We start from the raw sequence: 26,742 nt of genomic DNA on the forward strand, positions 1-26,742 counted from the left end.
GTCGGGCTCACCGAACGCTAGATGGCCATTGTCGGCACTTGATCGGGCACGACCAGTTCGGCCTCTGTGCCGGCCAGAACGTCGGCCACGCTCACCCCGGGCGCCGTTTCCAGCAGCGTGGCTCGTCCGCCGGGGAAAGCGATCACTGCGAGATCGGTGACCACCAGATCGACCTGACGCACCGACGTGAGGGGCAGGCTGCATTGTCTGACGATCTTGGCCTTCCCCTTCGCCGTATGCTGCATGGCGACCACCACACGCTTGGCGCCGGTAACCAAGTCCATCGCGCCGCCCATGCCGGGCACCATCTTGCCCGGAATCATCCAGTTGGCCAGACGTCCTTGTTGATCCACCTGAAGTCCACCGAGCACCGTCACGTCGACATGCCCGCCCCGGATCAGGCCGAAAGAAACCGCGCTGTCGAAGGTGCAGGCACCGGGCAAGGCGGTTACCGGACGCCCGCCAGCGTCGGTGAGAAGGCGGAGCTGCATGCCCGGCTCCGGCACCGGCCCGGTGCCGATGAGCCCGTTTTCCGACTGGAAGTAGACATGGACTCCCGCCGGCAGATAGTTGGCCACCAGAGTGGGAATACCGATGCCCAGATTGACGAGCATGCCTTCGCGCAGCTCCTGCGCGATTCGCTTGGCAATAATGGTTTGTGCGTCCATGTCGGTCACCCGTTCATCAAAAGATAGTCAACCACGGGGGCGGGGGTATGCACCTGATCCGGGCTGATGACACCGGTGGGAACGATGTTGTCCGCCTCGGCGATGACTTGCCTGCCTGCCATGGCGATGACCGGATTGAAGTTCCTGGCCGTCAGCGTGTAGTGGAGGTTGCCGTAGTAGTCGGCCAGAAAACTGTTTACCAGCGCGAAGTCGGCATGCAAGGCCGTTTCCAGCAGGTACTCCTTGCCGTCCACCTCGAGCTTGCGCTTGCCTTCTTCGACGATGGTCCCCACCCCGGTCGGGGTGAGAACGCCTCCCAAGCCGTAGCCTGCGGCGCGGATGCGTTCGATCAGCGTGCCCTGGGGTACCAGCTCCACTTCCAGCTCGCCGGCCAGCATCTTCTGCTGGGTTTCCGGATTGAGTCCGATGTGGCTGGCAATGACCTTGTGGACCAGTCCGGCGCTGACCAGTTTGCCGATACCGGCACCGGGCAAAGCCGTATCGTTGGCGATCACCGTGAGCCCATCCTTGCCCTGGCGCACCAGTTCGTCGATCAAGCGCTCCGGCGTGCCCACGGCCATGAAACCGCCGATCATGAGACTTGCGCCGGCGGGGATGATGGCCACCGCCTCTTCCACGGAAACTGCTTTCATTTTCGTCCCTTACGGTTCGTGAGAGAAAGATCCTGCCAACCGGCCCCGCCCCGAAGCCTGATTGGCGAAGCGGCCGGCACCTGGTTTGACCGATGTACTCCATGCAGACCGGGATGGAGATTGACGTTCCTCATGGCGCGCCGATCTGCCGGCGCAGATCCGGAGGGAGATCGATGAGCCCGGGCGCTATTGCTTTGCTTTCCAGTCCGCCAAAGCCTTCAGGGTATTGGCAACGTGCTGGCCCGGGTCGAGGTCGGTAAACGAGTAGAGGATTTTGCCGTCAGGCGTGATCACGTATGACGTGCGGCTGGCAAGTTCGGGTTTGGCGGCAAGCACGGCGTCGTACGATTTCATGATCTTCTGGTCGGCGTCCGAGCCGACCGGAAACTTGCTGCGGCATTCGGAGACCGAGAAGCGGTTGAGCGTGGCGATGTCGTCGTGCGAAACGCCGATCACCGTTGCGCCGAGCGCGTGGTACCGGTCAATGGCCTCGGCGAAGTCGTGCGCCTCGATCGTGCAACCCTTCGTGAACGCGGCGGGATAGAAATAGAGCACGACCGGGCCCTTTTTCAGCGCTTCCGACAGCGTGAATGACGATACCTTGCCGCCGAGACTGACTTGCATGGTGAAATCCGGTGCGGCGGCGCCATTCGGTAGCGCTGAGTAGGCCGACGTGGCAATTAGCGCGGCAATGAAAGTGGCGACGATTTTCATGGTGAGTTCCGTGCAGAGGTCGAACCGAGTACTCGCGTATCACACGCGGTGATCGCTGAAACAATAGACCGCACCACTACGTTCGGCCGTCATTTCTCATCACTGCGAATCCCTTTTAGTTACGATGCACGTCGTGGGTTACAAATGGAGTTTCGGCATCCGGGATGTCGAGCCAACCGGGACGAGCCAGGCTTCGGCCGACATCGGCATGGCCGCTTTGCCAGTGGTCATGCATCGACAGCGCACCGAACTGGTAGTCCTTGTAATGCCCTTCGCATTCCTTGTCTTTGTAGATCAGGTGGATCACGTTGAAGCGACGGTCGCTGGCGTACGCGGCGGCGCGGCGGTACGCCGCGTTGTCGCGTGCCTGTTCGGGCACCAGCGCCATCAGGTCGCGCAACAAGCGGCGGTGCTGCTGGGTGGTACTCATCTGCGAAGTCATCATCCGCGTGCGGCTGGAATACTGGATTTCTTTCTGCCGCAGCATCACCTTGCTCAAGTCGTCGGGCAGTGCGCCGCCGGCGCTCCACAGGTCGACCTGGAACACCAGCGATTGCTTTCCGGGCTCGCTCGACAGTACGTATGCAAGCGGAGTGTTCGACACCAGCCCGCCATCCCAGTAATACTCGCCGTCGATCTCGATCGCCGGAAAGCCGGGCGGCAACGCGCCCGAGGCCATGAAGTGCTCGGCCCGCAGCGTGTGCCGGGTGTTGTCGAAGTAGACGAAGTTGCCTGTGCGGACATTGACGGCACCGACCGACACGCGTAGCCGGTGCGGATCGTTCACCCGGTCGAAATCGACGAACTCCTCGAGCGTCTGCTTGAGCATCGACGTGTCGTAGAAGCTGGCATGTGCGGGATCACTGGCGAACGCCGACGCAGCACGCGGCACAAAGAAGCCACGCTGGCCTTCGGTCAGCGCGCGCCACGCTTCCCAGCCGTTGAGCCAGCCCAGCAGCGGCTCGGCCACGGCATTGCGGCGCAATGCCGCCGTCGGGCTCGGCGGCCACAGTGGGGGCGCGCAAATGGTTTCCCAGAAGCGGCGCAGCTGGTCGACGCGCGTTTCCGGCGGGTTGCCGGCAATGATGGCCGCGTTCAGTGCGCCGATGGAAATGCCGGCGATCCAGTTCGGCGCCAATCCGGCTTCAGCCAGCCCCTGATACACGCCGGCCTGGTAAGCGCCGAGTGCGCCGCCCCCCTGCAGCGCCAGCGCGACGACCTGATAGCCATGCTCATCCGGCAGCCCCGGGCAGCGATGCTGCCCTGCTTCGCCCGGACAGGCCGGATTGCGTCCGGCCTGCGTCATTGCATGTACCAGCCGTGGCTGACGATGAAGGATTGCCCGGTAAGTGCCGCCGTCGGGAATGAAGCGAGGAAGAGCGCAGTCTGCGCGACGTCGTCGACGGTGGTAAACACACCATCGACCGTCTGGCCGAGCATCACCTTCTTGATCACCTCGTCTTCACTGATGCCGAGCGCCCGGGCCTGTTCGGGAATCTGTTTGTCGACCAGCGGCGTGCGCACAAAGCCGGGGCAGATCACGTACGAGCGGACATTGTGTGCCGCGCCTTCTTTCGCCAGCACGCGCGCCAGCCCGAGCAGGCCGTGCTTGGCGGTGACATAGGCCGACTTGAGCGGCGAGGCCTCGTGCGAGTGCACCGACCCCATATAGATCACCGTCCCCCCCTGATCGTCCTTGTACATGTGCGGCAACGCCGCCTTGGTCGTCAGAAAAGCGCCGTCGAGATGGATGGCCAGCATTTTCTTCCAGTCGGCGAAGCTGTAGTCGACGAGCGGATTGACGATCTGGATGCCGGCATTCGAGATCAGGATGTCGAGTCGACCGAACGCATCGATCACGCTCCGGGTACCGGCGTTGACGGCTTCTTCACTGGTCACGTCCATGGCCACGCCGATTGCCCTGGCTCCGGTGGCGTTGATCTCGTCGGCGGTCTTTTGTGCCGCGTCGAGATTGATGTCGGCAATGGCGACTGCAGCGCCGGCGCGCGCGTAGACGAGCGCGATGTCCTTGCCGATTCCGCTAGCAGCGCCGGTGATCAGCGCGACTTTTCCGTTCAGTAGCATCGGGTTTCTCCTGGCAGGGCCAAACAATCGAAAACAACCTCGCCCAGCCCCGGTATCAGGTAGGCGACAGAAATGCGCGTTGATGATCCTGAACACCGGCGCTTCGGCAACCGGGCCAGCACGTGGCACTCGGTGAAGGCGCAGTAGAGCCGCTCAATACATCTTGATTTTTCAGATCGGTGACAATGCTTGCTCACCGGTGCAAAGTGCAAATCGCCTGGCCGAAGCACCACGGTAGCGGACAAACAGGCATTCACGATTTATGAATTGCTGCGGCCCGTCCAAGAGCGCTGGAGTAGTCGGGGCCATCGCAAACGTCCATCCGGAAACGGACTCAACACCCAAAATCGACGGTACCAGCCCGCTGCGGCACGCCCCTCGTTATAGCGGTTCGTGCTGCAATGCCCGTGACAACAGTCGCAATCGGCACTGCCAAGCGGTGTAGATAAGCTGCGCGGTGATGGTTCGGACAACACACAGTTCATCGTCTCCGGTTAAGGACCGTATGTCGCCGACCGGCTTGCTTGTGTGTCAGGACTGCTTTGGCATACCGGATTGCCAGGGCGGCGCGTACTGGACCGGCTACGGCAAGTTCCCGACGACGAAGCTGCCGGGCACGGCCTGGATCAGCCTGTGGGCCTGCAACAGTCAGGACGTATGCCGCCCGGCAGAGCTGACTCGGCAGATCCCGGGGCAGACGACAAGCGGACACTTGAGCGAGCCGGTACCGCTGGAAGGCAATCCGCAACTCGCCCCGCAGTAGCCCGCATCAGGCGCTATCACTTTGCATGCGTGGGTCTGAAAAGGCTTCCGACTTCACTGCACCTGGTTTCTTGGCTGCCAGCTATTTAAGCGCACTCGAACCGGACGACCACAACGTCCGTTGGCTTCCGTTCTGCCGGTCATGCAGATACGCAGTACGAAGTGGCAAGAACCCCTCATTTGTCACCAGACTCCTTGGTCTTGAGCCTCAGTCGCTGCACCACCGCACGCGCCTTCAGTCGACGCCGATAATCAGGCACCTCGCCAAGTGCCATACCTTCAGGTACATGGCGCAGCTTGCCGGCCCCGATGCGCTGCGCCCGGTAAATTCCTGCGTGCCCGGAGAACAGATAGGCGACGACGCAGCCAATCGCGGCATAGACGCCGATCTCGGCACCGAACAGCTCCATCGCCATCAGGGTCGATGCGATCGGCGTATTGGCCGCGCCGGCAAACACCGCAACAAAGCCGACACCTGCCAGCAGCGGAAACGGCAGATGCAGCAACGGCGCGAGCGCATTGCCAAGCGTTGCGCCGACATAGAACAACGGCGTCACCTCCCCACCTTTGAAGCCGCTGCCCAATGACAGCACGGTCAAACCAAGCTTGGCGGCGAAATCGTGCCAAGACAGTGGCAGCCGGAAGGCCTCGACAATGGCCGGTATGCCGAGCCCGATATAACGGTCCGCACCGGCAAACCAGACGATCGATGCAACGAATAGCCCACCCAACAGCGGGCGATACGGCGCATAGGCAATGTGGCGTTTCACCCAGCCGCCGAGCCGGTGCGTCGCGTCGGCGAACACCTTCCCGGCCAGCCCGAAGGCAATGCCTGCCAGCCCAACGCCCAACAGTGGCCAGAGCGAGATCGGCGGAATGGTCGCAATGGCATAGTGGGTGTGACGCACGCCCCGGCACAGTCCGACCTGATCGGCAACGATGGCGGCCACAGTGCACGCCAGCAAGGCGTCATAACGCAACTTGCCGATCGCCAGAACCTCGAGCCCGAACACCGCACCGGCCAGCGGCGTGCCGAACACCGATGCGAAACCCGCGCTGATCCCGGCCATCAACATGATGCGCCGGTCCGTACGATCCAGCCCCAGCCAGCGCGTCACCTGATCGGCCAACGCCCCGCCCATCTGCACTGCAGTGCCTTCACGCCCCACCGAAGCACCAAACAGATGCGACATCACCGTCCCGCCCAAAACCAGTGGCACCATCCGTAGCGGGACGATCTTGCGGGGATCGTGGATTTCGTCGATCAGCAGATTGTTGCCGGCCTCGACCTCGCGGCCGAACCGCAGGTAGAGCCAATCAACGACGAAGCCGGCCACTGGCAGCAGCCAGACCAGTTCGCGGTGCGCGATCCGTGTGGCCGTTGCCCAGTCGAGGGCAAACAGGAAAAACGCGGATGCCGTACCGGCCAGCACGGCGACGGCACTGGCGAGCAGCACCCATTTGGCGAGGTACGGCAGCAGCTCGATCTGTTCGGAATAGGGAGAGTATTTCATACAGGTCCGGAGGTGGCAGTGTGACGGCCTGGACCTGCTGGGGACGGAGTGAATGCAGCTACGCCGCCCCGGGAGGACCAGGAACGATGTAGGCATCATTAGCCCCAAGGGCGGTTCACGGGGGAATGCCACCCCCGAACGGCAACTCTACGCGCAGGGCCGGTTGCTGTTCAAGACACTTTGTCGTGCAGTGGCCAAGGCGACACGCAACAAGAGTCCTCGACCCATTCGGAAATTGGGCAGACGCAGCCCGAATGCCTCATCCGCCAGCACGCCCAGTCGCTGATCCCGTATCAACCGGAATGCAGATCGACCCTTTGGTGAAGTCGTTCACCACCGCAAGGCACTTGATCCAGCTGCCCGTATCGAGGGCATCGAAGACGATTTCCTTCGACCACGCCTGATCCGGCGCAGCAGGCAGTGCTCGTGGCTCTCGCTCGACCGCCACGCCATAACGGCGACAACGGCATTTCACCAATCAGCCGGCGCTGCGATGGAGCCGGTTGCCCCACGTGCGGCTACCCCGGATGGCCCCGCTGCAGGAGATGCGGAGCAGCGGCAACCGAAGCGGCGACGTTTCCGCGCCAATGCGATCAGGAGAGCTTGAAGGCTGACAACCAGTTTAGCGCGATGAGGCAGGTAGTTCAGCACCAAGCGGAGCAGCCCGGTCAGGTGGTTTGCGCGCACACGGACTTCTCCCGGCAGGTCCGCATTTTCAGCACCACGGCATGCGGTGCCCGCCGGGCTCAGCCTTTTCCAGCAGCAGCAACCTTGAGTACCTCGATTCCAGTTGCGCCTCGGCCAGCAACTTCTTCATCCGGCAGTTCTCCAGCTCCAGATTCTTCAGCCGGCGGATCTCGGGATTCATGCCACCGGCACAGCGCCCTGTACGGGGATGCCGGTTTCGGCCTGCCTGAGGGAATCGGGAATCTGTTCGTCAGTAATGTGCTTCCTCGCTGCCGTCTCCTGCTCGGAAAACGGACTCGACCAAGTTCTTCCTGATCTTGAACCCGGGAAGCAGATCGGTGCGCAACAACGCAATCAGCCAAGTTCTGCGCTCGAAGATGCCCGTCCTAGCCCGCATCAGCTGTAACGCAACCAACCGTGCTCGCACATTTAATCATCAATGTTGCACGTAGTTCATGTGCCCGCTGGACGCAACGTCGACCATACTGCAAAATTACTGAAAATTACATACATGAAATTTTTCATATAAATAAAGTTTTCACAAATGTTCCGAACAATGTAACAAAACAATTGGCGGCGAAGCACCCCTTTCCCGTCAGCACCCTCACGCGGCTCCGACCAACCCAAGGACGAGAAATGATTTTTCCCAGTGCAGACCAGATCATCCTGGATGATATTTTTGTCGTGTTGCCGGGCTTTCTAAAGCACTCTACGGCCTACTTGAAAATGGAGTCCTACAACCCCGGCGGCTCCATCAAGATGAAAACCGCTGTCGCACTGTTGGATTACGCCGAACAACATGCCGGCCTGAAACAAAGCCGCCGCGTGATCGAATCATCTTCCGGCAATCTGGGTGTCGCAATCAGTCTGATCTGCGCCGTGCGTGGCTACCACTTCACCTGCGTTGTGGACAAAAACACCCTACCGGCCAACATCAAGCTGATCGAGGCCTATGGCGCCGAAGTGGTGGTGATCAACAAGCTTGATGCCAATGGCGGCTATCTCGGCAGCCGCCTGGCCTATATCCAGGAAAAACTGGCGCAGGAACGCGGTCTGGTCTGGCTCAACCAGTACCAGAGCCCGGCCAACCCGGCGGTGCATTCGGCGCGCACCGCCCAATCGATCATGACCCAGTTCCCGAATCTGGACTTCGTCTTTATCGGCGCAGGAACCACCGGCACGCTGGCTGGCTGCACCGAGCGCCTGCATAAAGACTCGCCCAGCACCCGCATCATCGCAGTCGACTCGATCGGCTCGGTGAATTTCGGTGGCAAGCCCTCCCGCCGCTTTATTCCCGGCCTTGGCTCCAGCGTCACGCCGCACTTCCTGCGCGAAGAAGGCATTGCCGATTTCATTTCGGTAGAGGAAGCCGACACCGTGGCGATGTGCCACCGGATGGCTCGCGAGTACGGCCTGCTGCTCGGCGGCTCCAGCGGCACGGTGCTGGCGGCGCTGGCCCAATACGAAAACGCCATTCCGCCGGGTTCAACCGTCGTGGCGCTCAGCCCGGATTCCGGTGATCGCTATATCGACACCCTCTACAGCCAGGACTGGGTCGACGAACGTTTTCCGGATTTTTACACCGACCAAGCCGTCGCCTGATCCGCCGCAGCGGCGGCCCCGGCCCATGGCCTCGCGCCGATGGCGCCGCCCGGCCGCCTGCTGACGCCATCCGCACATTACCTCCCTCCGTATTCACCCTTGCCCAGGACCTTCGTTCATGTCGCATGCCATGCCCCTGTTTTCCGTCATCCCTGGCGAAAGCATCAACAGCCTCATCCAGCAAAACCGCGGTCGGATCGTTGACATCGTCCGTACCGCCTACATCGAGCACGAACTCGGCCAGACGATCAACCCGGACAGCTATTTCCTGCGCTTTGAAGACAAACCGTCGTCGCGGATCATCGCCTTGCCGGCCGCGCTGACCGGCGACACCCGCCTGTCCGGGATCAAATGGATCGCCAGCTATCCCGAGAACATCCAGCACAACCTGCCGCGTGCCTCGGCGACGCTGATCCTGAACCAGTACGACACCGGTTATCCGTACGCCTGCCTCGAAGCGTCGCTGATCAGCGCCGCGCGTACCGCGGCCTCGGCGGCGCTGGCCGCCAGCGTACTGGGGTCGGAGCAACGCCACGCACGCAAGATTGCCGTGATCGGCGCCGGCATCATTGCCCGCAACATCCTGGAATTCCTGATCGACCAGGACTGGCGCACCGAGCAGCTGGCCGTCTTCGACCTGAATCCGCAAGACGCCACGCGCCTTGCCGCGCACGGTCACAAGCTGGCCGGCTATCACAGCGTGATCTCGGCCTCGCTGCAAGACGCGCTCGAAGGTGCCGATCTGGTGATCCTGGCCACCACCGTGGCCACGCCCTACATCACCGAGCCCGATACGTTCAAGCCGGGCCAGCTGGTGCTGAACATCTCGCTGCGCGACATCGCGCCGGAGATCGTGATGGCGGCCAACAACGTGGTCGACGACGTCGAGCATTGCATGAAGGCCAACACCTCGCCGCACCTGGCCGAGCAGAAATACCGGACCCGCAGCTTCGTGAACGGCACGCTGGCGCAAGTGATCACCGGCGCGATCACGCTCGATCGCAACAAGCCCACGCTGTTCTCGCCGTTCGGCCTGGGCGTGCTCGATCTGGCGGTCGGCCATTTCGTCTACGAACAAGCCACCGCGACCGGCCAGGCGCACCAGATCCCCAACTTCTTTGCCGAAACCCAGCGCTGGGCGCACGAGGAAACGGGCAATGCATAGTCATGGCGCCTGGGTCACGGCGCTGAAGCGCTCGTCGCCGTTCCTGCTGTCGGCCTTCCTGTCGGGCATCGTGTTCGGCGCGCTGGCGGAAAACGCCGGCCTGTCGGTCGGCAACTCGCTGCTGATGTCGGCGTGGGTGTATTCCGGCGCGGCCCAGTTCGTCGGGCTGCAATTGCTGATCACGCACGCCGACCTGGCCGTGGTGCTACTGACCACCTTGCTGCTCAGCCTGCGCTTTTTCATCTATTCGATGTCGCTGGTGGACGAGGTCAAGGCCGTGCCGATCAGCTATCGCGCACTGCTGGCGTTCGGGCTGATCGACCAGGTGTTCTTCCTGGCCAAGGACCGCTACAAGGAGCCGGTCAGCGCGCGCGCCAAGCATGTTTTTTTCCTGGCGTGCGTGCTGATCTTCTACTTCAACTGGCTCGCCGGCACGGCACTGGGCATTTATGTCGGCGACCGCATGGCCAGCCACGTCGCGCATCTCGGCTTCGACTTCATCGCCACCGCCTCGTTCATTGCCATGCTCGGGCCCTACCTGAAACAGCGGCGTTTTCTGCTGGTGTCGCTCGCCGCGCTGATCCTGTATCTGCCCTGCCAGAACCTGCCCTACAACCTGGGACTGATCGTTGCCTGCCTCGGTGCGGTCACGCTGGTCAAATTGTCCGGATTCAGCCGCGAGCGCGCGGTCAGCGGGGCCTCGGCATGATCAATACGACAACAACCATTGTACTGATGGGCCTGGTGGTCCTGAGCATTCGCGGTGTGGCCTTCATGTTCGCCGAACGGATCGTGCTGCCTGCACTCGTCAAGGACTGCCTCGAACTCTTCCTGCCCGCGATTCTGACCGTGCTGATCGTGTCCGGCATCACCGGGCACCGCAGCGGTGGCGGCGATGCACTGCAGCTGCTGCGCAATCCCTATGTGTTGGCGACTTTCGTGGCGGTCGCACTCTCGCTGCGTTTGAAGAGCTTCTTTGCCGTCGTGATGCTCAGTTACCTCAGCTTCCTGGCGTTTTATTTCCTGCTGCCACAAGTTTGACCCGGACCCTTTCCATGTCGCTCTCAACGATCGATCCATACGGCTTCACCACGCTGCTCAATGGCGTGTTCCCCCATCCGCTGCCCGATGACGTGCTCGAAATGCGGCTAATCCATTGCGGCGGCGACTCCATCCTCGCCGCCACGCTGGCCGCGCGCTGCTTTCGCCAGTACGGCGTCAAGGTCCCGGTGTCGCTGATCCTGCGCGCCGAACGCCTGCACGCGGTGCTCGACTATATTCGCGAACACGCCACCGGCGCCCCCATGGACGTGGCGCCGCAAGCCGCGACGCCGCTCGGCCGCTTTGCGCAAAACGCCGCGCAGCGACTGATCTACTACGCCCACAGCGTGGACGCCGCGACCACCGCGTACAACATCCCCTTGATCCTGCGCACCGCCGGCGCCATCCCGGCATCACGGTTCCAGCAGGCCGTCACCGGTGCGGCACGCCAGTTTCCGATGCTGTTCAGCCGCTTCGGCCAGAATGCCGCCGGCCTGTGGTTCGAGCCCGGCCAGCCCGACGAGATCGCACTGCAGACCTTCAGCAGTATCGGCGCGGCCGCCGAACACTTCGTCCAGCCTTTCGACCTGGGTGCGGGCGCGCTGCTGCGCGCCGGCATCGTGCCGTTCAACGGCATCGAGACAGTGCTGCTGCTCGATTTCAGCCATATCGCGGCAGACGGGCTATCGGTGGGCCTGTTTGTCCAAGCGCTGAAAGACCAGCTCACCGGCACCCGCACGGAGCCGGAAGCGCGAACGTTCTGGCCGCAGACCCGCGACGTGGCGCCGGAAGCCGAAGCCTTCTGGCAACAGCGCTTGCAGGACGTCGTCGCCCGACCGCAGTGGCCGACCGATCGCCAGTACGCCGCCAGCGCGCCGCTGGGCTACGCGGTGGAATACCTGCTGATCGACGCAGCGCTGGCCGCCGGGATTCGCCAGCGCGCCGCCGAACTGGGCGCCACGCCGTTCAGCGTGCTGCTGCTGGCCTACGCGCTGCTACAGACCAGCTTCACCCATGAATGGCGCAGCCATGTCGGCGTTGTCGTCAGCGGTCGCGACGAGGCGGAGCTGGCCGATGTATTCGGCATGTTCGTCAATACGGTGATCGTACCGTTTGCGCTGGATGACCAAGGCCAAGCCGGCCTGGCGATCCAGACGCTGGCCGCGCAGTTTCTCGGCACGCTCGACCACCAGAGCTATCCATTCCAGACGCAGCTGCATCACGTCAAGAACCGCAACGACGCGGACCGCCCGACGCTCGATGCACTGCTGGCTTTCCAGAACATCGATTACCAAAAAAACGATGTGGCCGGCGGCAAGTTCCGCTCGTTCTGCGAAGCCAAAAAAATGGCGCAATTGCCGCAGGTGATCCACGTGTTCGACCTGGCCGAGCAAGGCTACGAAATCCAGTGGGAATACTGCCCGCAGCGCTTTGACGCCGACACCGTCGGCGTGTTCACCAACAACCTGCTGCGCATCTTGCGTCGCCTGGTCGGCAGCCCGGCGAGCACGGCGCTTAGGACGCTGATCGAAGCCGAGGCGGCCGAAACCCAGGCCGCACCGATTGTTGCCGCAGATTTTGATTTCTGAAAAATCACAGGACATCAACCCCATGCAAGCCACTACCCAGAATGATTCGGCGGTCAAAGAACGCGCACTGAAAAGCGCGGCCTATCTGAAGGCCGTGTTGGGCCCGAGCTGGATGCCCGCGGCCTTTGCCGGCATGCCCGGCTATGCGCCGGACAACGGCATCTCCACGCAGGTCTTGTCCGGCGACGTCGCCGCATCGCTGCAGGCGATCTCCAAGGGTGACTGGATCAATATCGCCGCCGTCATGTCGGTTGCGACGCAGTTGCTGCTACACAGTCACGTCGCCTCCGACACCCCGCTCAGCACCGGGATTTCGGTGCCGGTCGGCGGCCAGCCGCCGCGTTGCCTGCTGCTGCTGAACGAAGCCCCCGCCGCCGAGCAGAAACTGTCCGAGCTGATCAAAAGCCACCGGCAGATCATTCTGGACGCGCTGGCGTACGACTTTGGCTCGTTCAACGACATTCGCCGCCACGTCACGCTGGATCGCGGCGCACAGCTCACCGGGCTGCACCTGGCCGTCGGCCACGACGCGGCGGAACTGGCCCAGCCGGGCGTGGTGCAATTGCAGCTCGAAACACTGACCGCCGGCGCCGCGCTGGTGTTCCGTGCCAATGGCGCGCCCTTCCCGGCCGTCTATCGCGAAGCGATTCTCGACAATCTGCAACACATCCTGGCGCAACTTTGCGCCGCACCGACGGCCGAAGCGCAGCGAATCGACCTCACCAGCCCGCGCAATGCCGAGCACGCGCTGACGCTGGCACAAGGCCCCGAGTGCGCGTTCACCGAAACGCGCCGGCTGGAACAGGTTCTGGAACAACGCGCGCTCGATCACGCCGACAAGACCGCCGCGACCGATCAGCACGGCAGCGTCAGCTACGCCGAACTGAACCGCCAGGCCAATGGCGTGGCGCAGACGCTGATCGAGCTGGGCGTGCAACCGGGCCAGGTCGTCGCGGTGATGGTGCCGCGCGGCATCGACATGCTCGCGGCGATTTACGGCGTACTCAAAGCCGGCGCCGCCTATGTGCCCATCGACCCCAACTATCCGGAAAACCGCCGCAGCTACATCCTGCAAGACAGCGGTGCCTTCGTGCTGCTGCAACAAGGCGGTGCGGCGGCGACCGGCGACACGACGATCCGTTGCATCGATGTCGCCGATTGCCTGGCGGCGGGCAGCGACGCCAACCCGGTACTCGACAAGCACGCCGACGACATCGCTTACCTGATCTACACCTCGGGTTCCACCGGCAACCCCAAGGGCGTGATGATCGAGCACCGCTCGGCGTTCAACCGCATCGAGTGGATGCAGAACCGGTTCGGCCTGCGCAGTGACGACGTCATCCTGCAAAAGACGCCGGTGTCGTTCGACGTTTCGGTGTGGGAGCTGTTCTGGTGGCCGTTTGCCGCCGCCTCGGTGGTGTTGCTGGCGCCGGGTGCCGAAAAGGAGCCGGCGCAAATCCTCGCCACGGTGCAGCAGCACCGCGTCACGCACATGCACTTTGTGCCGACGATGCTCGATGCCTTCCTCAATGACCTCGAACTCACCCCGCAGGCGATCGGCGACGCGGCGCTGCGCATCGTGTTCACCAGTGGCGAAGCGCTGACGATGCATCAGTCCAACCGCTTCTTCGCGCTGATCGGCCAGCCGCAAGGCAGCCGCCTGGTCAATCTGTACGGCCCGACCGAAGCCACCGTCGACGTGACCTGGTACGAGTGCGTGGCCGACGATCCCAAGGCCTCGGTGCCGATCGGCCGGCCGATTCAGAATACCCAGATCTATGTCGTCGACAAGCACGGCAAGCCGACCGCCATCGGCGTACCGGGCGAGCTGTGCATCGGCGGGGTCAATCTGGCGCGCGGCTACCTGAACCGCGCAGAACTGACCGCCGAGAAGTTCTGCCAGCTGGCGCTGCCGACGCCGCGCCGCGTCTATCGCAGCGGCGATCTGGTGCGCTGGCTGGCCGACGGCCAGATCGAGTATCTGGGCCGGATCGACCATCAGGTCAAGATCCGCGGTTACCGCATCGAGCTGGGCGAAATCGAAAGCGCGATGCTGCGCTGCCCGGGCATCACCGATATCCGCGTGATTCCGCGCAGCCGCGAAGACGGCAGCCGCTATCTGGCGGCGTACGCGGTGACCAACGCCGGCTACAGCGAAGCCGCGGTGCGGCAGCAGCTGTTGAGCAATCTGCCGGAATTCATGGTCCCGCCGTTCATCGTCGAGGTCGCATCGTTCCCGCTCACCCCCAACGGCAAGCTCGATCGCGGCCTGCTGCCCGACCCGTACACGCGGATGGCGAGCAGCCGCAAGACGCCGCCGAGCAACGCGCTGGAACAGACGCTGGCCGATATCTGGTCCGAGGTACTGGGCGTCAAGGACCCCGGCATTCACGACAATTTCTTCAGTCTGGGCGGCGACTCGATCAGCTTCCTTGCCATCATCAGCCATGCGCGCAAGGCCGGGCTGGAAATCAGCTTCCAGCAATTGTTCCAGTACCCGACCATCAGCCAGCTCGCGCCGTTCGTGCGTCAGGCGGTGAACGTCGCCGAAGTCGAATACCGGCCGTTTTCGCTGCTGTCGGCCACCGACCGCGCGGCCCTGCCGGCCGGACTGGAGGATGCGTATCCGATGACGGCGCTGCAAGCGGGGCTGATTTTCCAGAGCGAACTGCTGCGTGGCGCCTCGTGGTATCACGATATCCAGAGCTACAACCTGCAGGGCAGCTTCAACCGCGCAGCGTTTGCCCAGGCAATGCAATGGATCGTCGACGAACACCCGATTCTGCGCACCAGCTATCAGCTGAGCCAGCATTCTGAATTCGTCCAGTACATCCACCAATCCGCCGAATTGCCGCTGTTCATCGAAGACTGGCGCGGGCTCGACGAAGCCGGCCAGGCCGAGCAACTCGAGACCTTCTTCGAGCACGAAAGCCACTACCGCTTCAACTGGTCCGAGCCGGGTCTGATCCGAGTGCACATCCATATCCTCTCGGACGAGCGCTTCCGCTACTCGCTGAGCTTCCACGACTCGGCGCTGGATGGCTGGAGCATCAACCGCCTGCATACGCGCCTGCTCAGCTACTACCATATGGCGCGCCGCGGTGAAACGCCGCAGCAGCCGCTGCGTGACGACTTCCTGCGCAAATACCTGGTGCTCGAGCGCGCGACCCAGCAAGATCCGGCGGCGCGCAGCTACTGGCAAAACGAGCTGGCCGGCTTCGAAGCGATGCCGGTGCCGCGCCCGCTGCGGGAAACACGGCCGACGCCGGTCATCGATTACTTTGATGTGGAGATCGACACCGGCCTGTCGCAGGCGATCCGCGCGCTCGCCAGCGCGCTGGCGGTACCGGTGAAAACCGTCCTGCTCGCCAGCCATCTGCACGTGCTCGGGGTGATCTGCAACCGCCGAAGAGTGATTACCGGTTACGAGCACAGCGGCCGGCCGGAAGAGCTGAACGCCGAACAGGGCGTGGGCTTGTTCCTGAACAGCGTGCCCTACCAGCTCGAGCTTGCCGAGCAGGAAAACTGGCGCGGGCTGATCGGCCGCGTGCACGCGCACGAAGCGGCGTTCCTGCCGCATCGCCGCTTCCCGCTCGCGGAAATGAAGGCCGCGCTTGGCACTACCGAGCTGATGTTCGAAACGGTGTTCAACTTCACCCACTTCCATATGCTGAAGGAGCTCAAGGCGCTGCCGGGCATGGATGAACTCACCGTCAAGGTCCGCGCTGAAACCGAGTTCCCGCTGCGTGCCGAGTTTGGCCAGGACGCGTATACCGACGAGGTGCGCCTGAGCCTGCACTACTACAGCAATGAATTCGAGGTCGAGCAGATCGCCCGCTTTGCCGGCTACTACAAGGCCGCGCTGCGCCAGTTGGCCAGCAACCCGGACGCGATCTACCTCGACCACGGCCTGCTGGATACGGCCGAACTGGCACGGCTGGCCGCGCTGGGCCGTGGCCCGGTGCACGCGCAGCCCGAGACCACCGCCATCGACCAGATCCGGTCGCAGATCCGGCAACGGCCGGACGCCATCGCGCTGCAGGACGACACCGGCCAGCTGAGCTTTGCCGCGCTGGCCGAGCACGCCGACGCCCTGGGTGCCTTGCTGCCGGCCGGCCAGCAGCAGGTGGTCGGCGTCGCCTTGCCACGCTCGGCGGCCTGGTCGGCGGCGATCTACGCGATCATGGCCAAGGGCGATATCTATCTGCCGCTGGATCCGGACATGCCCGATGCCCGCCTGCAGGAGCTGATTTCCCAGGCCGGCGTGCGTGCCGTCGTCTGCGCGCCGGCGCAGCAACAACGGCTGGCGGCCATGAGCGACGGGCTCAGCCTGGTCAGCCTGGCGCTCGGCGCTGCCACCCACGCACCGGCAGCGGCACTCGCCCGCCCGCAGCCACAGGACCTCGCGTATCTGATGTTCACCTCCGGCTCCACCGGCACGCCCAAGGGCGCACAGCTGGAACACGCCGGGATGCTGAACCACATGCAGGCCAAGATCGACGACCTGCAACTCGACGCCGGCGACGTGATCGCCCAGACCGCGCCGGTCACCTTCGATGTTTCGGTCTGGCAGGCCCTCACCGGCCTCTTGGTCGGCGCGCGCACGGTGGTCTACGACAAGGCAATCCAGCTCGATCTGCCCCACTTTATCGCCCAACTGGAGACCGACGGCGTCACCGTGCTCGAAGTGGTGCCCTCGTGGTTTGCCGTGCTGCTCGACTACCTCGAGAGCACGCCGGACGCGCCGCGCTTCACCCGCTTGCGCGCACTGGTCCTGACCGGTGAAGCACTGAAGCAGGAACTGGTGAACCGCTGGTTCGCGCTGCAGCCGGACATCGCCCTGACCAACGCCTACGGCCCGACCGAAGCGTCGGACGACATCACCCACTGCATCCTCCGCGGGCCGGTGGACACCCATATCGTGCCGGTCGGCCGGCCGGTGCGAAACCTGCAACTGCATGTGCTGAACGAGCAGGATCAGCCGGTACCGCTGGGGACACCGGGCGAGATCTGCGTCTCCGGCATCGGTGTCGGTCGCGGCTATATCAATGCCCCGGAAAAAACCGCCGCCGCGTTCGATTTCGACCACCCGCTGGCGCAATGGAGCAACGGACGCCTCTACCGCACCGGCGACCTGGGCTACTGGCTGCCCGACGGCAATCTGGCCTATCTGGGCCGCAAGGACGAGCAGGTCAAGGTGCGCGGCATGCGTATCGAACTCGGCGAAATCGAAAACGTGCTGCTGACGATGAACCCTGTGCGCGACGCCGCCGTGGTGTTCGACGGCAACGGCCTCACCGGCTTCATCTGCGGCAGCGACGATACCGACGCCGTGCAAGCCGGGCTGATGCGCAAGCTGCCGCTGCACATGGTGCCGGACCGCCTGTTGGCCATCGACGCGCTGCCGCTCAGCCGCGCCGGCAAGGTCGACAAGAAAGCCCTGCTGGAGATTGCCGCTCGTCAGAGCCACAACCTCACCGCCATCGCGCCACTGACGACGCCGCGCCAGCGCGACATCGCCCAACTTTGGGCCGAGGTGCTGAAAGCGGACGCCGGGCAAATCGGCAGCAACAGCAACTTCTTCAGCCTTGGCGGCAACTCGCTGCTGGCGATGCTGGCGGCGATGCGCTCCGGCGGCTGCTTCAGCATCGCGGACCTGTTCGAGCACCGCACGCTGGCCGATCTGGCCGCCTACAGCGAGCGCGCGGTCACCCAGCACGACGTGCTGCGGCCGCTCAAGACCGCCGAGAGCGATCTGGCGCTGGTGTGCTTCAGCTACGCGGCCGGCAACTCGATCAACTTCCAGCCGGTGGCCGAGCAATTGCGGTCCGACGTCAGCCTGTACGGCGTCGAACCGCCCGGCAACGACCCGAGTACCGGCGAAGCCTTCATCGGCGTGACCGAACTGGTCAGCCGTTGCGTGGCCGAGCTGCAGCAACGCGGCATCCGCCGGATCATTCCGTGGGGCCATTGCTCGGGCACCGGCGGTGCGGTCGAATTGGTACGCCAGGCCCAAGATGCCGGACTCGAAGTCGCTGGAGCGGTGGTCTCGGGAAAACTGCTGCGCGAAAACGATGTGCTGCAGGCGCAGATTCACCAGAACGAAACCATGAGCGATGCCGAAATCGTCTCGTGGCTGGTGGATGTCACCGGCTTCACCTTCGACCGGATCGGCGACACCAGTCTCACCCGCCATCTGGCCGGCGCCTTCCGCAACGACGCGATCGAAGCCAACCGCATGCTGATGCCGCTATGGCAAAAGCCGCAGCCGCTGATGTCGCAACCGTTGCTGTGCCTGATTGCGTCGAATGACCCGCTCACCAGCGATCACGCCAGCCTGGTACAGAACTGGCAACGCTTCAGCCCGCAATTGGTAACACGCGAGCTGGCGGAAGGCGGTCACTACTTCATCAAGAGCCATGCCGCCGCTGTCGCTGACCTGGTCCAGCGTGCCTTGCTGAACTGATGTAGCCGGGTGGGCCTGCACATGCAGGCCCACCGCAATCAGGTGGTTTTCAATCATGTCGCAAACCCAGCTTTACAGCATGGCCCGTAGCGCCGATGTATTGTCCGCAGTGCCGGATTTTCATCACTGGCTGACGCGCGCTGAACAACACCGCGCAGACGCGTTCTTGTCCGCCACCGCCCGCAGCGATTTTATTGCCGGCCACCTGCTGGCGCGGCTGGTGGCTGCGCACTTCACCCCCACCTCGGCCAGCGACCTGCGGCTGATACAACACTGCGCCTGCTGCGGTGGAGCGCATGGCCTGCCCAGGCTGGATGGCCATCCTGAACTGCACATCAGCATCAGCCATACCGAGGGCGTGGCAGCGGCAGTGGCCGGACTGCATCCGGTGGCGATCGATATCGAAACCCTTCGCGACAGCGAACGGCTGCTGGAAATCATGCCTGCGGCGCTGGCAACGGCAGAATTGGCGCGGATCCGGCATCTGCAGGCGATGGGCGTCTCGTCGTCGAGTACTGATTCCGACGCGGTGGAACGTGCGCTACTGCGCACATGGGTGCGGAAGGAAGCATTTGTGAAACTGGGGTTACTGACGCTGGACACGCTGCAGTCGCTCGATTTATCCGCGCTGGCGATCGAGCCCGATTGGGTGAACGGGCAAACCTGGAGCACCGAATACAACGCACGGCAGCTCACCGATTTTGTCGCACCGAAGCTTGGAGTGGCGGGCGCGGTGCTGGGTGACGACGTGACGGCCTGGATAGCGGTGTTGCCAACGCAGACAACATCAACAGTCGGCTGAAGCGATCCGACTCCCATAGGCGTTCCAGTCCAATTGCTCCTGCCGAGCCGCCAGACCGAGCAACCGCTCACCCCCGGCAGGAACAAATGCCTGCATGTGAACGATATGCTTGCCAGCAAACCGGAACCGCAATCCCGGTCAGCAGGAAACGGAATGCATTCTTTAGAGTGCGGCCTGCAGCGAACCCGCCTACACGACTGGAAACGACCTTGTCACTTCCTCACCCGGATGCAACAACGACAGACAGCCACGATACGCACAAGGTGCGGAAATGATCAGGCTATTCGTGCTCGACTACCTGTTGCCGATTCTGGTCAGCGCCGGCCTGAGCAGTTTTCTGCTGTTCATCCTGTTTGCCCGGCTGGTTTACGACCATCTGGCCACGCATTATCACGACATGCTGTCGCCGCGGCCGACCAACGGCCTGCATGACTCCGACGCCAATGGCGTGTTCATGTCCGATGTCTGGCAGGCAGGTCGCAGTGGCGAGTGGCGGCGAATCGATTCGACGTTCTGGCGGGGCTTTTTCCTGCTGACGATGACCACCGGCGGCATCATGCTGATCAGCCTGTTCGGGCTGGCGGCCATTTTCCTGTTTCCGCGCTGGTGGCGTTGACTGCACCCCCCGTTTCACGCCGAAAAAACACCGGAAAGCAAACCGCTCTCCGGTGTTTCTGACCGGCCGGACCGGCGATGCCCGGCGGCATCACTTGATCAGCGTTACCGGCACGCCCGCGCTGCTGGCAACGCTGTAGGCCACCGAACCGAACACGAAACGCTGCAACGCACCGCTACCGCGTGTCCCCATGATCACGCGGTGACAATCGGCGCGATTGGCCTGCTCGCGAATCACCGCGGCCGGCTTGCCGAATACCACTTTGCGGCTGAACGGGATGCCCGACGCAAGCAGCCTGTCCGCCGCGACGGCAATGGCAGCATCGCCCTGCTCCTGCAGCATCGCCTGCATCGGCTGGGTGTTGACGATACCCTCGACGAGCGACGGGTACAGCATGGGCTGCTGCACGTTGAGGAGCCGCACCGTCAGCGGCTTGCCGCTGGCCGCCAGCCTGATCGCGTAATCCACCGCGCGCAGCGCGTTGTCCGAACCATCGACCGGAATCAGAATGTTCAGCATGACAGGTTCTCCTTTGTGGCTCAGTTGACCAGGGTGACAGGCAGGTCGCTCAGGCTGACCACCTTGCCGGCCACCGACCCCAGCATGGCGCTGACCGCGGCGCCATAGCCGCGCGTCCCCATGTAGATCTGTGCCGCGCCGATGTCGTCGGCAACGCGGACGATGGTTTCCGCCACCGGCCCCGGCTCCGCCCGCACTTCGAAGCGGACACCTCGGTCCGCCAGCGTCCTGCAGGCATCCGCGAAGGCGCGGTCGGCTTCCGCCTTGTAGATGGCCAGCACGTCCTCGTCGCTCATGAAACTGCGCCCGCGAACGATGGGCACCTGCACGTTCAGCAGCACCAGACGGTCGATCGGCTGGTAATCGGCAAAATCGAGTGCGGCTTCGATCGCGTTCAGTGACGGACGCGAGCCGTCGACGGGCACCAGGATGGTAGTCATGATGATCTCCTGCGTTGGTGATTGAGTTCGTTCATGCTGCAGCCGCCTTGCGCTGCCAGCGGTTGACCAGGCACTTCTCCAGTTCGACCACGACAAACACGGCCAGACCGATCAGCGAGGCAATGCCCCAGTACGCCAGTGGCAATGGCTCGGTGCCGAAGACGCGGTTCATTGCCGGCACCTGGAAGATGGCCAGCTGCAGCAGCGCCAGCACGACGGTCGCCAGCCAGAGCCCGGCATTGCTGAACATGCTGGCGTTCAGCGAGAAGCGGTCCTGAATGCGGCAGTTGAACATGTAGACCCATTGCGCCATCACCAGCGTCTGCAGCAGTACCGAGCGGATGAACGCGTCGCCATGCCCCCGGCCGATCAGCCAGGCTTCGAGCCAGAACGCACTGCCGGCGATCAGCACCCCGACCAGCCCGATGCGCCACACGCCGTGCAGATCGAGAATGGATTTGCCCGGCGCCCGCGGCTTGCGCCGCATCATGCCGGCCTCGGCCGGCTCGAACGCCAGGCCGAAGGCCAGCGTTGTCGAGGTGGCCATGTTCATCCAGAGGATTTGCAGCGGCGTCAGCGGAATGGTCGTGCCGGCCAGCAGTGCAACGACCACCAGCAGGCCTTGCGCCAGATTGGTCGGCAGGATGAACAGGATGGTTTTCTTCAGGTTGTCGTAGACGCGGCGCCCTTCGGTCACCGCCCGCGCGATCGACGCGAAGTTGTCGTCGGCCAGCACCATGTCGGCGGCCTCCTTGGTGACCTCGGTGCCCTTGATGCCCATGGCGATGCCGACATCGGCCTGCTTCAGCGCCGGCGCGTCGTTGACACCGTCGCCGGTCATCCCGACCACCTCGCCCCGCGCCTGCAGCGCCCGCACCAGCCGCAGTTTGTGCTCGGGGCTCGTACGCGCAAAGATGTCGTGATCGGCCGCCACCCTGCCCAGTTCCTCGTCGCTCATGTGTTCGAGCCGGGCGCCGGTGACGGCATCCTGCCAGTCGCGCATGCCCAGCATTTTGCCGATCGCCATGGCGGTCTCCGGGTGGTCGCCGGTAATCATCTTCACCCTGATGCCGGCCTGCTGGCAGACGGCAATCGCCTCGATCGCCTCGGGGCGTGGCGGATCCATCATTGCGGCGATCCCCAGAAAAACGACTCCGTCCCCCAGATCGGCATGTTCGATGCGGCGAACGTCGACGTCGGCCGGTTTGTACGCCGCAGCCACCATGCGCAGGCCGAGCCTGGCATAACGCGCCATTTCGGCTTCCCAGAAGTCGCGACGGAACGGCCGTACCCCGCCCTCGCCCAGCTCGGACTCGGCCATCGCGAACAGTACGTCCGGTGCGCCGGTCACGAGGATGCGGTTTGCCCGGTCGATGCGATGCAACGTCGCCTGATACTTGTAGGCCGAATCGAACGGTATCTTGTCGATCAGCTCGGCGTCGTCGAAGCGCAGACCCGTTTTCGCAGCCAGCACCTGCAGCGCCCCGGCGGTCGGCGCACCGATGATCTGCCAGCGACCGTCGTCGCCTTGCCGCAGCTGCGCGTCGTTGCAAAGATGCACCGCCGCGATGAACTGCGTCATGGCCGGCAGACCGGACGGATCAAGCACTTCGCCACTGGCCTCTGCCGACAGCGCACCGACCGGTTCGTAACTCTCGCCTTCGACCAGATAGCCGCCGTCGGCAAGCAGTACCGCTTTGACGGTCATCTCGTTCATCGTCAGCGTGCCGGTCTTGTCCGAGCAGATCACCGTCATGGCGCCCAGCGTTTCCACCGTCGGCAACTTGCGGATGATGGCATTCTTCCGCGCCATGCTCTGCACGCCCATCGACAGGATGATCGAGATGATCGCCGGCAGTCCTTCGGGCACGGCCGCCACAGCCAGGCTGATCAGTGCAAGCAACAGCTCGCCGATCGGCAGGTCGTGCAAGACCACGCTGAACACGAACAGCAGCGCCATCACGACGAGAATCAGGTAAAGGATGCCCTTGCCCAGACGCTGCATCTGCAGCAGCAGGGGTGTCTGCTGCACCTCGACGGCGGCCAGCATGCCGTTGATGTGGCCCAGTTCGGTCTGCTCGCCGATGGCAATGACCACCCCGGTCGCCGTGCCGGCGCTGACCGTGGTGCCGGAATAGGCCAGATTGGTTCGATCGCCGATCATCACTTCGTCGGCAATCGCATCACGCTGCTTGGTCACGACGGTGGATTCGCCGGTCAGGATCGCTTCTTCGACACGCAGGTTGTGCACTTCGAGCAGGCGCAGGTCGGCCGGAATCCGGTCACCGGGACGCAGGGTCACGATATCGCCCGGCACCAGCTCCGCGGCGTCGATGTCCCGCTTCCCGCCACCGCGGACGACGTGCGCGCGGCTCGACAGCATGCCGCGGATTCCCTGCAGGGATTTTTCGGCACTGTTTTCCTGATAGAAACCGATCAGCGCGTTGATGACCACCACGCCGAGGATGACCACCGTATCGACCCAGTGGCCCATCACGCCGGTCAGTACGGCTGCGGCCAGCAGGATGTAGATCAGGACATCGTTGAAATGAGCGATGAACTTGAGCCAGGCCGGGCGGCCCGCCCGTTCCGGCAACTGATTCGGGCCGTAGCGCTCGCCACGCTCGAGTGCATCGGCCTCGTCCAGCCCGTGCTCGCCGCTTTGCAGCTGTTCCAGTACCGCGCCGGCATCCAGCCGATACCATGCGATCGCACTCCCCCCTCTTCGTTCCTTGTCGTGACCCGGCATACGCACGCCCTCCCTGGCTGCCGAAGCGCGGAGGACGCGGAACGAATTCGATTCGATTCAAAGGATGAAGAGCGACACCCGGGCAACGGAAAAATCAAACGGATGCCCAAGACTAATTGAAGCCCGCTATCGGCGAACTTGACCCAGCGCAAAGCGCGGATGCCGCCCTATGCCGAAAGCAACAATTACCAGGAATAAAGTTGTTTATTAAGATTAAGCACAGGGTCTCGAACAGGCGCCGTCAGCTCAGCGCGCACTGCGGCCGCTCCCACAACGCAACCGCACGACGCCGGCTGCCCTGCAAGTTGCACACCGCCGCTGCGGCGTGTTCACAGCAGTGCACCAGTGACGCTATGCTTCGGCAATGAAAATCCGACACCCGCTCAAGACAGCGGCGGCACTCGTCGCCACCTTCGTGACTACCACCACCCTCGCCGCATCGGTACCGGTTTCCGACGGCCCGGTCACGCAGGCCTTCGTCACCTGCCTGCGGGCAATTCCCGCCACCCTGGACCCGGCAAGTCGCGAGTACGCCAGCAAGGCCATCCCTTGCTACCGCACGGCCAAGAAGGAGGCGATCGCTTATGGTCGCCAGAACAAGCTGAGCGAGAAACAACTGGCCGAGTTCTGGCAGAAGGCCTCGGCCGACAACAACACGATGGAAGACGCCTGGACACTGGGCGACGACACCGTCGAGCCGGCGCAGTTCTTTGTGTCCTACGTCGAGCTGGCCGTTCAGGGCGAGAAGCCGGAGTAAGCGTCCGGCCGGCTCAGCGACGCGTGGCCGGCGCGCTGGGCGGAACGAGCTCGAAAGCGGGGCGCTTGGCCTCTTCCAGCCTGTGCCGCTCTGCGGCGACCAGCTGGTCGATCAGCCGTCCCACCGTGGTGCCCTGTTCGCGCGCGGCGGTCACCAGATAGCGCCGGGTCGATTCGTCGACCACGGCGTTGAGCTGGGCGGGAATCTGCGTATTGGCTACGTCCTTGCTCTGCAGGGCACGCTGGAGCTGATTGAACCGGCTGCGGCGCTTTCGCTCCGCGGCCGTCATGGCCTTGGGCCCGATCGAGGGGCGGCCACGTTTTTTGGTGACCGGGAGCCCCGGCAGTTCGGCGGTTTGGCGGTCGTCTGGGTGGCGCATGGCTGAATGAGTCGCTAGTCACAAAATGCCCGGCGTCATTGTAGTCGGGCGGACGCAGGAAAGAAAACGGCCTCATCGAGGCCGCTTCCGGAAGAACCTGTTACTGGCGCCGCCAGCTGGTTCCCTGCGGACCATCCTCGATCACGATGCCGGCCGAAGCCAGCTCGTCGCGGAGCCGGTCGGACTCGGCCCAGTTTTTCTCGGCCCGCGCCGTTTTGCGCGCAACGATCGCCGCTTCGATCCGGTCGGCCGTCCATTCGCCGGCGTCGCCGCCCTGCAGGAACAGCTGAGGATCGCGCTCCAGCAGGCCCAGTACGGCGGCCAGTGCCTTGAGCTCGCCCGACAATTGCGCCGACTGCTGCCGGTTGGCTTCGTGCGCCAGCTCGAACAGCACGGCCATAGCTTCGACGGTATTGAAGTCGTCGTCCATCGCCGCCTTGAAACGCGCAGCGTAGCCCTGTTGCCAGTCTAGGGTGACGGCGGCCGGCGGCACGCTCTTCAGTGCGGTGTACAGCCGCGTCAGCGCATTCCTGGCGTCATTCAGGTGCACGTCCGAGTAGTTGAGCGGACTGCGGTAGTGCGCGCGAAGGATGAAAAAGCGCACGACTTCGGCATCGAACTTCTGCAGCACTTCGCGGATGGTGAAGAAGTTGCCCAGACTCTTGGACATCTTCTCGTTGTCGACGCGAATGAAGCCGTTGTGCATCCAGTAGTTGACGTAAGCGTGGCCGCTGGCACCTTCGGACTGGGCGATTTCGTTTTCATGGTGCGGGAACTGCAGGTCGGCACCGCCACCGTGGATGTCGAAATGGCTGCCGAGATGATGGCAGCTCATCGCCGAGCATTCGATATGCCAGCCCGGGCGACCTTCGCCCCACGGCGACGCCCACTTGGCGTCCTGCGGCTCGTCCGCCTTGGCGGCCTTCCACAGCACGAAGTCGAGCGGATCCTGCTTGTTCACATCGACATCAACGCGCTCGCCGGCGCGCAGGTCTTCGAGGCTCTTGCCGGAAAGCTTGCCGTAGCCGTCGAACTTGCGCACCGCGTAGTAGACGTCGCCGTTCGGCGCCGGGTAGGCCAGACCGTTGTCGATCAGTTTGCCGATCAGCTGGTGCATCTCGCCGACGAACTCTGTGGCACGCGGCTCGTGGCTGGGTTTTTGCACGCCCAGAGCCGCGGCGTCCTCGTCCATGGCCGCGATGAAGCGTGCGGTCAGGGCGTTGATCGACTCACCGTTTTCCAAGGCCCGCTTGATGATCTTGTCGTCGATGTCGGTGATGTTGCGGACGTAGTTGACGTCGTAACCCGAAGCGCGCAACCAGCGCGCCACCATGTCGAACACCACCATCACCCGCGCATGCCCGAGGTGACAGTAGTCATACACCGTCATGCCGCAGACATACATGTCGACCTTGCCGGCATGAATGGGGGTGAAGACCTGCTTCTCGCGTGCGAGGGTGTTGTAGAGGCTGAGCATGGTGGCGACGTAAGGTGGAACGAACCGGTGATTCTAACAGACTGGGCCCGCGTCTCT

22 protein-coding genes and 1 riboswitch are annotated in these 26,742 nt (G+C 63.5%); of the genes, 10 read left to right on the plus strand and 12 right to left on the minus strand.

Annotation, left to right across the window (positions count from 1 at the left end):
- Window positions 1-17 precede the first annotated feature (17 nt).
- The 5 genes from IE097_RS07360 to IE097_RS07380 all read right to left on the minus strand — a co-directional run bounded on the left by IE097_RS07360 (window position 18) and on the right by IE097_RS07380 (window position 4,120).
- The gene (locus IE097_RS07360) at window positions 18-668 is read right to left on the minus strand and encodes a 3-oxoacid CoA-transferase subunit B (protein WP_189459510.1); all 651 of its coding nucleotides are present in this window, start codon (window positions 666-668) and stop codon (window positions 18-20) included.
- A 5-nt stretch (window positions 669-673) separates the two neighbouring features.
- Entirely contained in the window at window positions 674-1,321 is a 648-nt protein-coding gene (locus IE097_RS07365; protein WP_189459511.1) for a CoA transferase subunit A, read from the minus strand.
- 186 nt (window positions 1,322-1,507) lie between these two features.
- Window positions 1,508-2,035 carry a peroxiredoxin gene (locus tag IE097_RS07370; RefSeq protein ID WP_189459512.1) on the minus strand — a complete coding sequence of 176 codons (528 nt, stop codon included), beginning with the start codon at window positions 2,033-2,035 and terminating at the stop codon, window positions 1,508-1,510.
- 115 nt (window positions 2,036-2,150) lie between these two features.
- The gene (locus IE097_RS07375; protein WP_189459513.1) at window positions 2,151-3,341 is read right to left on the minus strand and encodes a DUF3734 domain-containing protein; all 1,191 of its coding nucleotides are present in this window, start codon (window positions 3,339-3,341) and stop codon (window positions 2,151-2,153) included.
- The gene (locus IE097_RS07380; protein ID WP_189459514.1) at window positions 3,338-4,120 is read right to left on the minus strand and encodes a 3-hydroxybutyrate dehydrogenase; all 783 of its coding nucleotides are present in this window, start codon (window positions 4,118-4,120) and stop codon (window positions 3,338-3,340) included. The genes IE097_RS07375 and IE097_RS07380 overlap by 4 nt, the downstream gene beginning before the upstream one ends.
- Window positions 4,121-4,625: 505 nt before the next feature.
- Between IE097_RS07380 and IE097_RS07385 the strand changes: the two genes are divergently transcribed.
- Entirely contained in the window at window positions 4,626-4,883 is a 258-nt protein-coding gene (locus IE097_RS07385; protein WP_189459515.1) for a hypothetical protein, read from the plus strand.
- 175 nt (window positions 4,884-5,058) lie between these two features.
- Here IE097_RS07385 and IE097_RS07390 read toward each other — a convergent pair whose 3' ends face one another.
- Window positions 5,059-6,339: a voltage-gated chloride channel family protein gene (locus tag IE097_RS07390; RefSeq protein WP_229797484.1), complete on the minus strand. Its 1,281-nt coding sequence runs from the start codon at window positions 6,337-6,339 to the stop codon at window positions 5,059-5,061.
- 139 nt (window positions 6,340-6,478) lie between these two features.
- A riboswitch (Fluoride riboswitch) is annotated at window positions 6,479-6,541 on the minus strand.
- 570 nt (window positions 6,542-7,111) lie between these two features.
- Window positions 7,112-7,264: a hypothetical protein gene (locus IE097_RS07395; RefSeq protein ID WP_189459516.1), complete on the minus strand. Its 153-nt coding sequence runs from the start codon at window positions 7,262-7,264 to the stop codon at window positions 7,112-7,114.
- A gap of 455 nt (window positions 7,265-7,719) precedes the next feature.
- Between IE097_RS07395 and sbnA the strand changes: the two genes are divergently transcribed.
- The 8 genes from sbnA (at window position 7,720) to IE097_RS07435 (ending at window position 20,364) form a co-directional block, all read left to right on the plus strand.
- Window positions 7,720-8,685: a 2,3-diaminopropionate biosynthesis protein SbnA gene (gene sbnA / locus IE097_RS07400; RefSeq protein ID WP_189459517.1), complete on the plus strand. Its 966-nt coding sequence runs from the start codon at window positions 7,720-7,722 to the stop codon at window positions 8,683-8,685.
- Window positions 8,686-8,803: 118 nt separating this feature from the next.
- Window positions 8,804-9,850 (plus strand): 2,3-diaminopropionate biosynthesis protein SbnB, encoded by a 1,047-nt coding sequence (gene sbnB / locus IE097_RS07405; RefSeq protein ID WP_229797485.1) that lies wholly within the window; start codon window positions 8,804-8,806, stop codon window positions 9,848-9,850.
- Window positions 9,843-10,559 carry an AzlC family ABC transporter permease gene (locus tag IE097_RS07410; RefSeq protein WP_189459518.1) on the plus strand — a complete coding sequence of 239 codons (717 nt, stop codon included), beginning with the start codon at window positions 9,843-9,845 and terminating at the stop codon, window positions 10,557-10,559. Before sbnB ends, IE097_RS07410 begins: the two co-directional genes overlap by 8 nt.
- Window positions 10,556-10,891 carry an AzlD domain-containing protein gene (locus IE097_RS07415; RefSeq protein WP_189459519.1) on the plus strand — a complete coding sequence of 112 codons (336 nt, stop codon included), beginning with the start codon at window positions 10,556-10,558 and terminating at the stop codon, window positions 10,889-10,891. Before IE097_RS07410 ends, IE097_RS07415 begins: the two co-directional genes overlap by 4 nt.
- 14 nt (window positions 10,892-10,905) lie before the next feature.
- Window positions 10,906-12,480 (plus strand): condensation domain-containing protein, encoded by a 1,575-nt coding sequence (locus IE097_RS07420; RefSeq protein WP_189459520.1) that lies wholly within the window; start codon window positions 10,906-10,908, stop codon window positions 12,478-12,480.
- A gap of 22 nt (window positions 12,481-12,502) precedes the next feature.
- Window positions 12,503-18,946, plus strand: a complete 6,444-nt coding sequence (locus tag IE097_RS07425; RefSeq protein WP_189459521.1) for a non-ribosomal peptide synthetase — start codon at window positions 12,503-12,505, stop codon at window positions 18,944-18,946.
- A 55-nt stretch (window positions 18,947-19,001) separates the two neighbouring features.
- On the plus strand, window positions 19,002-19,748 hold the full coding sequence (locus IE097_RS07430; protein ID WP_189459522.1) for a 4'-phosphopantetheinyl transferase family protein: 747 nt from the start codon (window positions 19,002-19,004) through the stop codon (window positions 19,746-19,748).
- Between the two features lie 271 nt (window positions 19,749-20,019).
- Window positions 20,020-20,364 (plus strand): hypothetical protein, encoded by a 345-nt coding sequence (locus IE097_RS07435; protein WP_189459523.1) that lies wholly within the window; start codon window positions 20,020-20,022, stop codon window positions 20,362-20,364.
- Window positions 20,365-20,454: 90 nt separating this feature from the next.
- Here IE097_RS07435 and IE097_RS07440 read toward each other — a convergent pair whose 3' ends face one another.
- From IE097_RS07440 to IE097_RS07450, 3 genes are read right to left on the minus strand one after another with little or no spacing between them, the layout of a single operon-like run.
- Window positions 20,455-20,883 carry a universal stress protein gene (locus tag IE097_RS07440; RefSeq protein WP_189459524.1) on the minus strand — a complete coding sequence of 143 codons (429 nt, stop codon included), beginning with the start codon at window positions 20,881-20,883 and terminating at the stop codon, window positions 20,455-20,457.
- Between the two features lie 20 nt (window positions 20,884-20,903).
- Window positions 20,904-21,323 carry a universal stress protein gene (locus tag IE097_RS07445; protein ID WP_189459525.1) on the minus strand — a complete coding sequence of 140 codons (420 nt, stop codon included), beginning with the start codon at window positions 21,321-21,323 and terminating at the stop codon, window positions 20,904-20,906.
- 31 nt (window positions 21,324-21,354) lie between these two features.
- A complete protein-coding gene (locus IE097_RS07450) occupies window positions 21,355-24,072 on the minus strand; it encodes a cation-transporting P-type ATPase (protein ID WP_189459527.1) in 2,718 nt (905 codons plus the stop codon).
- 364 nt (window positions 24,073-24,436) lie between these two features.
- On the opposite strand from IE097_RS07450, the gene IE097_RS07455 reads away from it, so the two are divergent.
- Window positions 24,437-24,829 (plus strand): hypothetical protein, encoded by a 393-nt coding sequence (locus IE097_RS07455; protein ID WP_189459528.1) that lies wholly within the window; start codon window positions 24,437-24,439, stop codon window positions 24,827-24,829.
- Window positions 24,830-24,842: 13 nt separating this feature from the next.
- On the opposite strand, the gene IE097_RS07460 is transcribed toward IE097_RS07455, so the two are convergent.
- Window positions 24,843-25,118 (minus strand): hypothetical protein, encoded by a 276-nt coding sequence (locus tag IE097_RS07460; RefSeq protein ID WP_189459530.1) that lies wholly within the window; start codon window positions 25,116-25,118, stop codon window positions 24,843-24,845.
- 190 nt (window positions 25,119-25,308) lie between these two features.
- Entirely contained in the window at window positions 25,309-26,685 is a 1,377-nt protein-coding gene (cysS, locus tag IE097_RS07465) for a cysteine--tRNA ligase (protein ID WP_189459532.1), read from the minus strand.
- Window positions 26,686-26,742 lie beyond the last annotated feature (57 nt).

Origin of the sequence: Jeongeupia chitinilytica (genome assembly GCF_014652315.1) — a bacterium.
GTDB lineage: Bacteria > Pseudomonadota > Gammaproteobacteria > Burkholderiales > Chitinibacteraceae > Jeongeupia > Jeongeupia chitinilytica.

What these genes read in the sequence shown, in the direction of transcription:
- IE097_RS07360 (WP_189459510.1), bottom strand. Translation starts at nt 668, where the DNA reads ATGGACGCACAAACCATTATTGCCAAGCGAATCGCGCAGGAGCTGCGC.
- IE097_RS07365 (WP_189459511.1), bottom strand. Translation starts at nt 1,321, where the DNA reads ATGAAAGCAGTTTCCGTGGAAGAGGCGGTGGCCATCATCCCCGCCGGC.
- IE097_RS07370 (WP_189459512.1), bottom strand. Translation starts at nt 2,035, where the DNA reads ATGAAAATCGTCGCCACTTTCATTGCCGCGCTAATTGCCACGTCGGCC.
- IE097_RS07375 (WP_189459513.1), bottom strand. Translation starts at nt 3,341, where the DNA reads ATGACGCAGGCCGGACGCAATCCGGCCTGTCCGGGCGAAGCAGGGCAG.
- IE097_RS07380 (WP_189459514.1), bottom strand. Translation starts at nt 4,120, where the DNA reads ATGCTACTGAACGGAAAAGTCGCGCTGATCACCGGCGCTGCTAGCGGA.
- IE097_RS07385 (WP_189459515.1), top strand. Translation starts at nt 4,626, where the DNA reads ATGTCGCCGACCGGCTTGCTTGTGTGTCAGGACTGCTTTGGCATACCG.
- IE097_RS07395 (WP_189459516.1), bottom strand. Translation starts at nt 7,264, where the DNA reads ATGAATCCCGAGATCCGCCGGCTGAAGAATCTGGAGCTGGAGAACTGC.
- sbnA (WP_189459517.1), top strand. Translation starts at nt 7,720, where the DNA reads ATGATTTTTCCCAGTGCAGACCAGATCATCCTGGATGATATTTTTGTC.
- sbnB (WP_229797485.1), top strand. Translation starts at nt 8,804, where the DNA reads ATGTCGCATGCCATGCCCCTGTTTTCCGTCATCCCTGGCGAAAGCATC.
- IE097_RS07410 (WP_189459518.1), top strand. Translation starts at nt 9,843, where the DNA reads ATGCATAGTCATGGCGCCTGGGTCACGGCGCTGAAGCGCTCGTCGCCG.
- IE097_RS07415 (WP_189459519.1), top strand. Translation starts at nt 10,556, where the DNA reads ATGATCAATACGACAACAACCATTGTACTGATGGGCCTGGTGGTCCTG.
- IE097_RS07420 (WP_189459520.1), top strand. Translation starts at nt 10,906, where the DNA reads ATGTCGCTCTCAACGATCGATCCATACGGCTTCACCACGCTGCTCAAT.
- IE097_RS07425 (WP_189459521.1), top strand. Translation starts at nt 12,503, where the DNA reads ATGCAAGCCACTACCCAGAATGATTCGGCGGTCAAAGAACGCGCACTG.
- IE097_RS07430 (WP_189459522.1), top strand. Translation starts at nt 19,002, where the DNA reads ATGTCGCAAACCCAGCTTTACAGCATGGCCCGTAGCGCCGATGTATTG.
- IE097_RS07435 (WP_189459523.1), top strand. Translation starts at nt 20,020, where the DNA reads ATGATCAGGCTATTCGTGCTCGACTACCTGTTGCCGATTCTGGTCAGC.
- IE097_RS07440 (WP_189459524.1), bottom strand. Translation starts at nt 20,883, where the DNA reads ATGCTGAACATTCTGATTCCGGTCGATGGTTCGGACAACGCGCTGCGC.
- IE097_RS07445 (WP_189459525.1), bottom strand. Translation starts at nt 21,323, where the DNA reads ATGACTACCATCCTGGTGCCCGTCGACGGCTCGCGTCCGTCACTGAAC.
- IE097_RS07450 (WP_189459527.1), bottom strand. Translation starts at nt 24,072, where the DNA reads ATGCCGGGTCACGACAAGGAACGAAGAGGGGGGAGTGCGATCGCATGG.
- IE097_RS07455 (WP_189459528.1), top strand. Translation starts at nt 24,437, where the DNA reads ATGAAAATCCGACACCCGCTCAAGACAGCGGCGGCACTCGTCGCCACC.
- IE097_RS07460 (WP_189459530.1), bottom strand. Translation starts at nt 25,118, where the DNA reads ATGACGGCCGCGGAGCGAAAGCGCCGCAGCCGGTTCAATCAGCTCCAG.
- cysS (WP_189459532.1), bottom strand. Translation starts at nt 26,685, where the DNA reads ATGCTCAGCCTCTACAACACCCTCGCACGCGAGAAGCAGGTCTTCACC.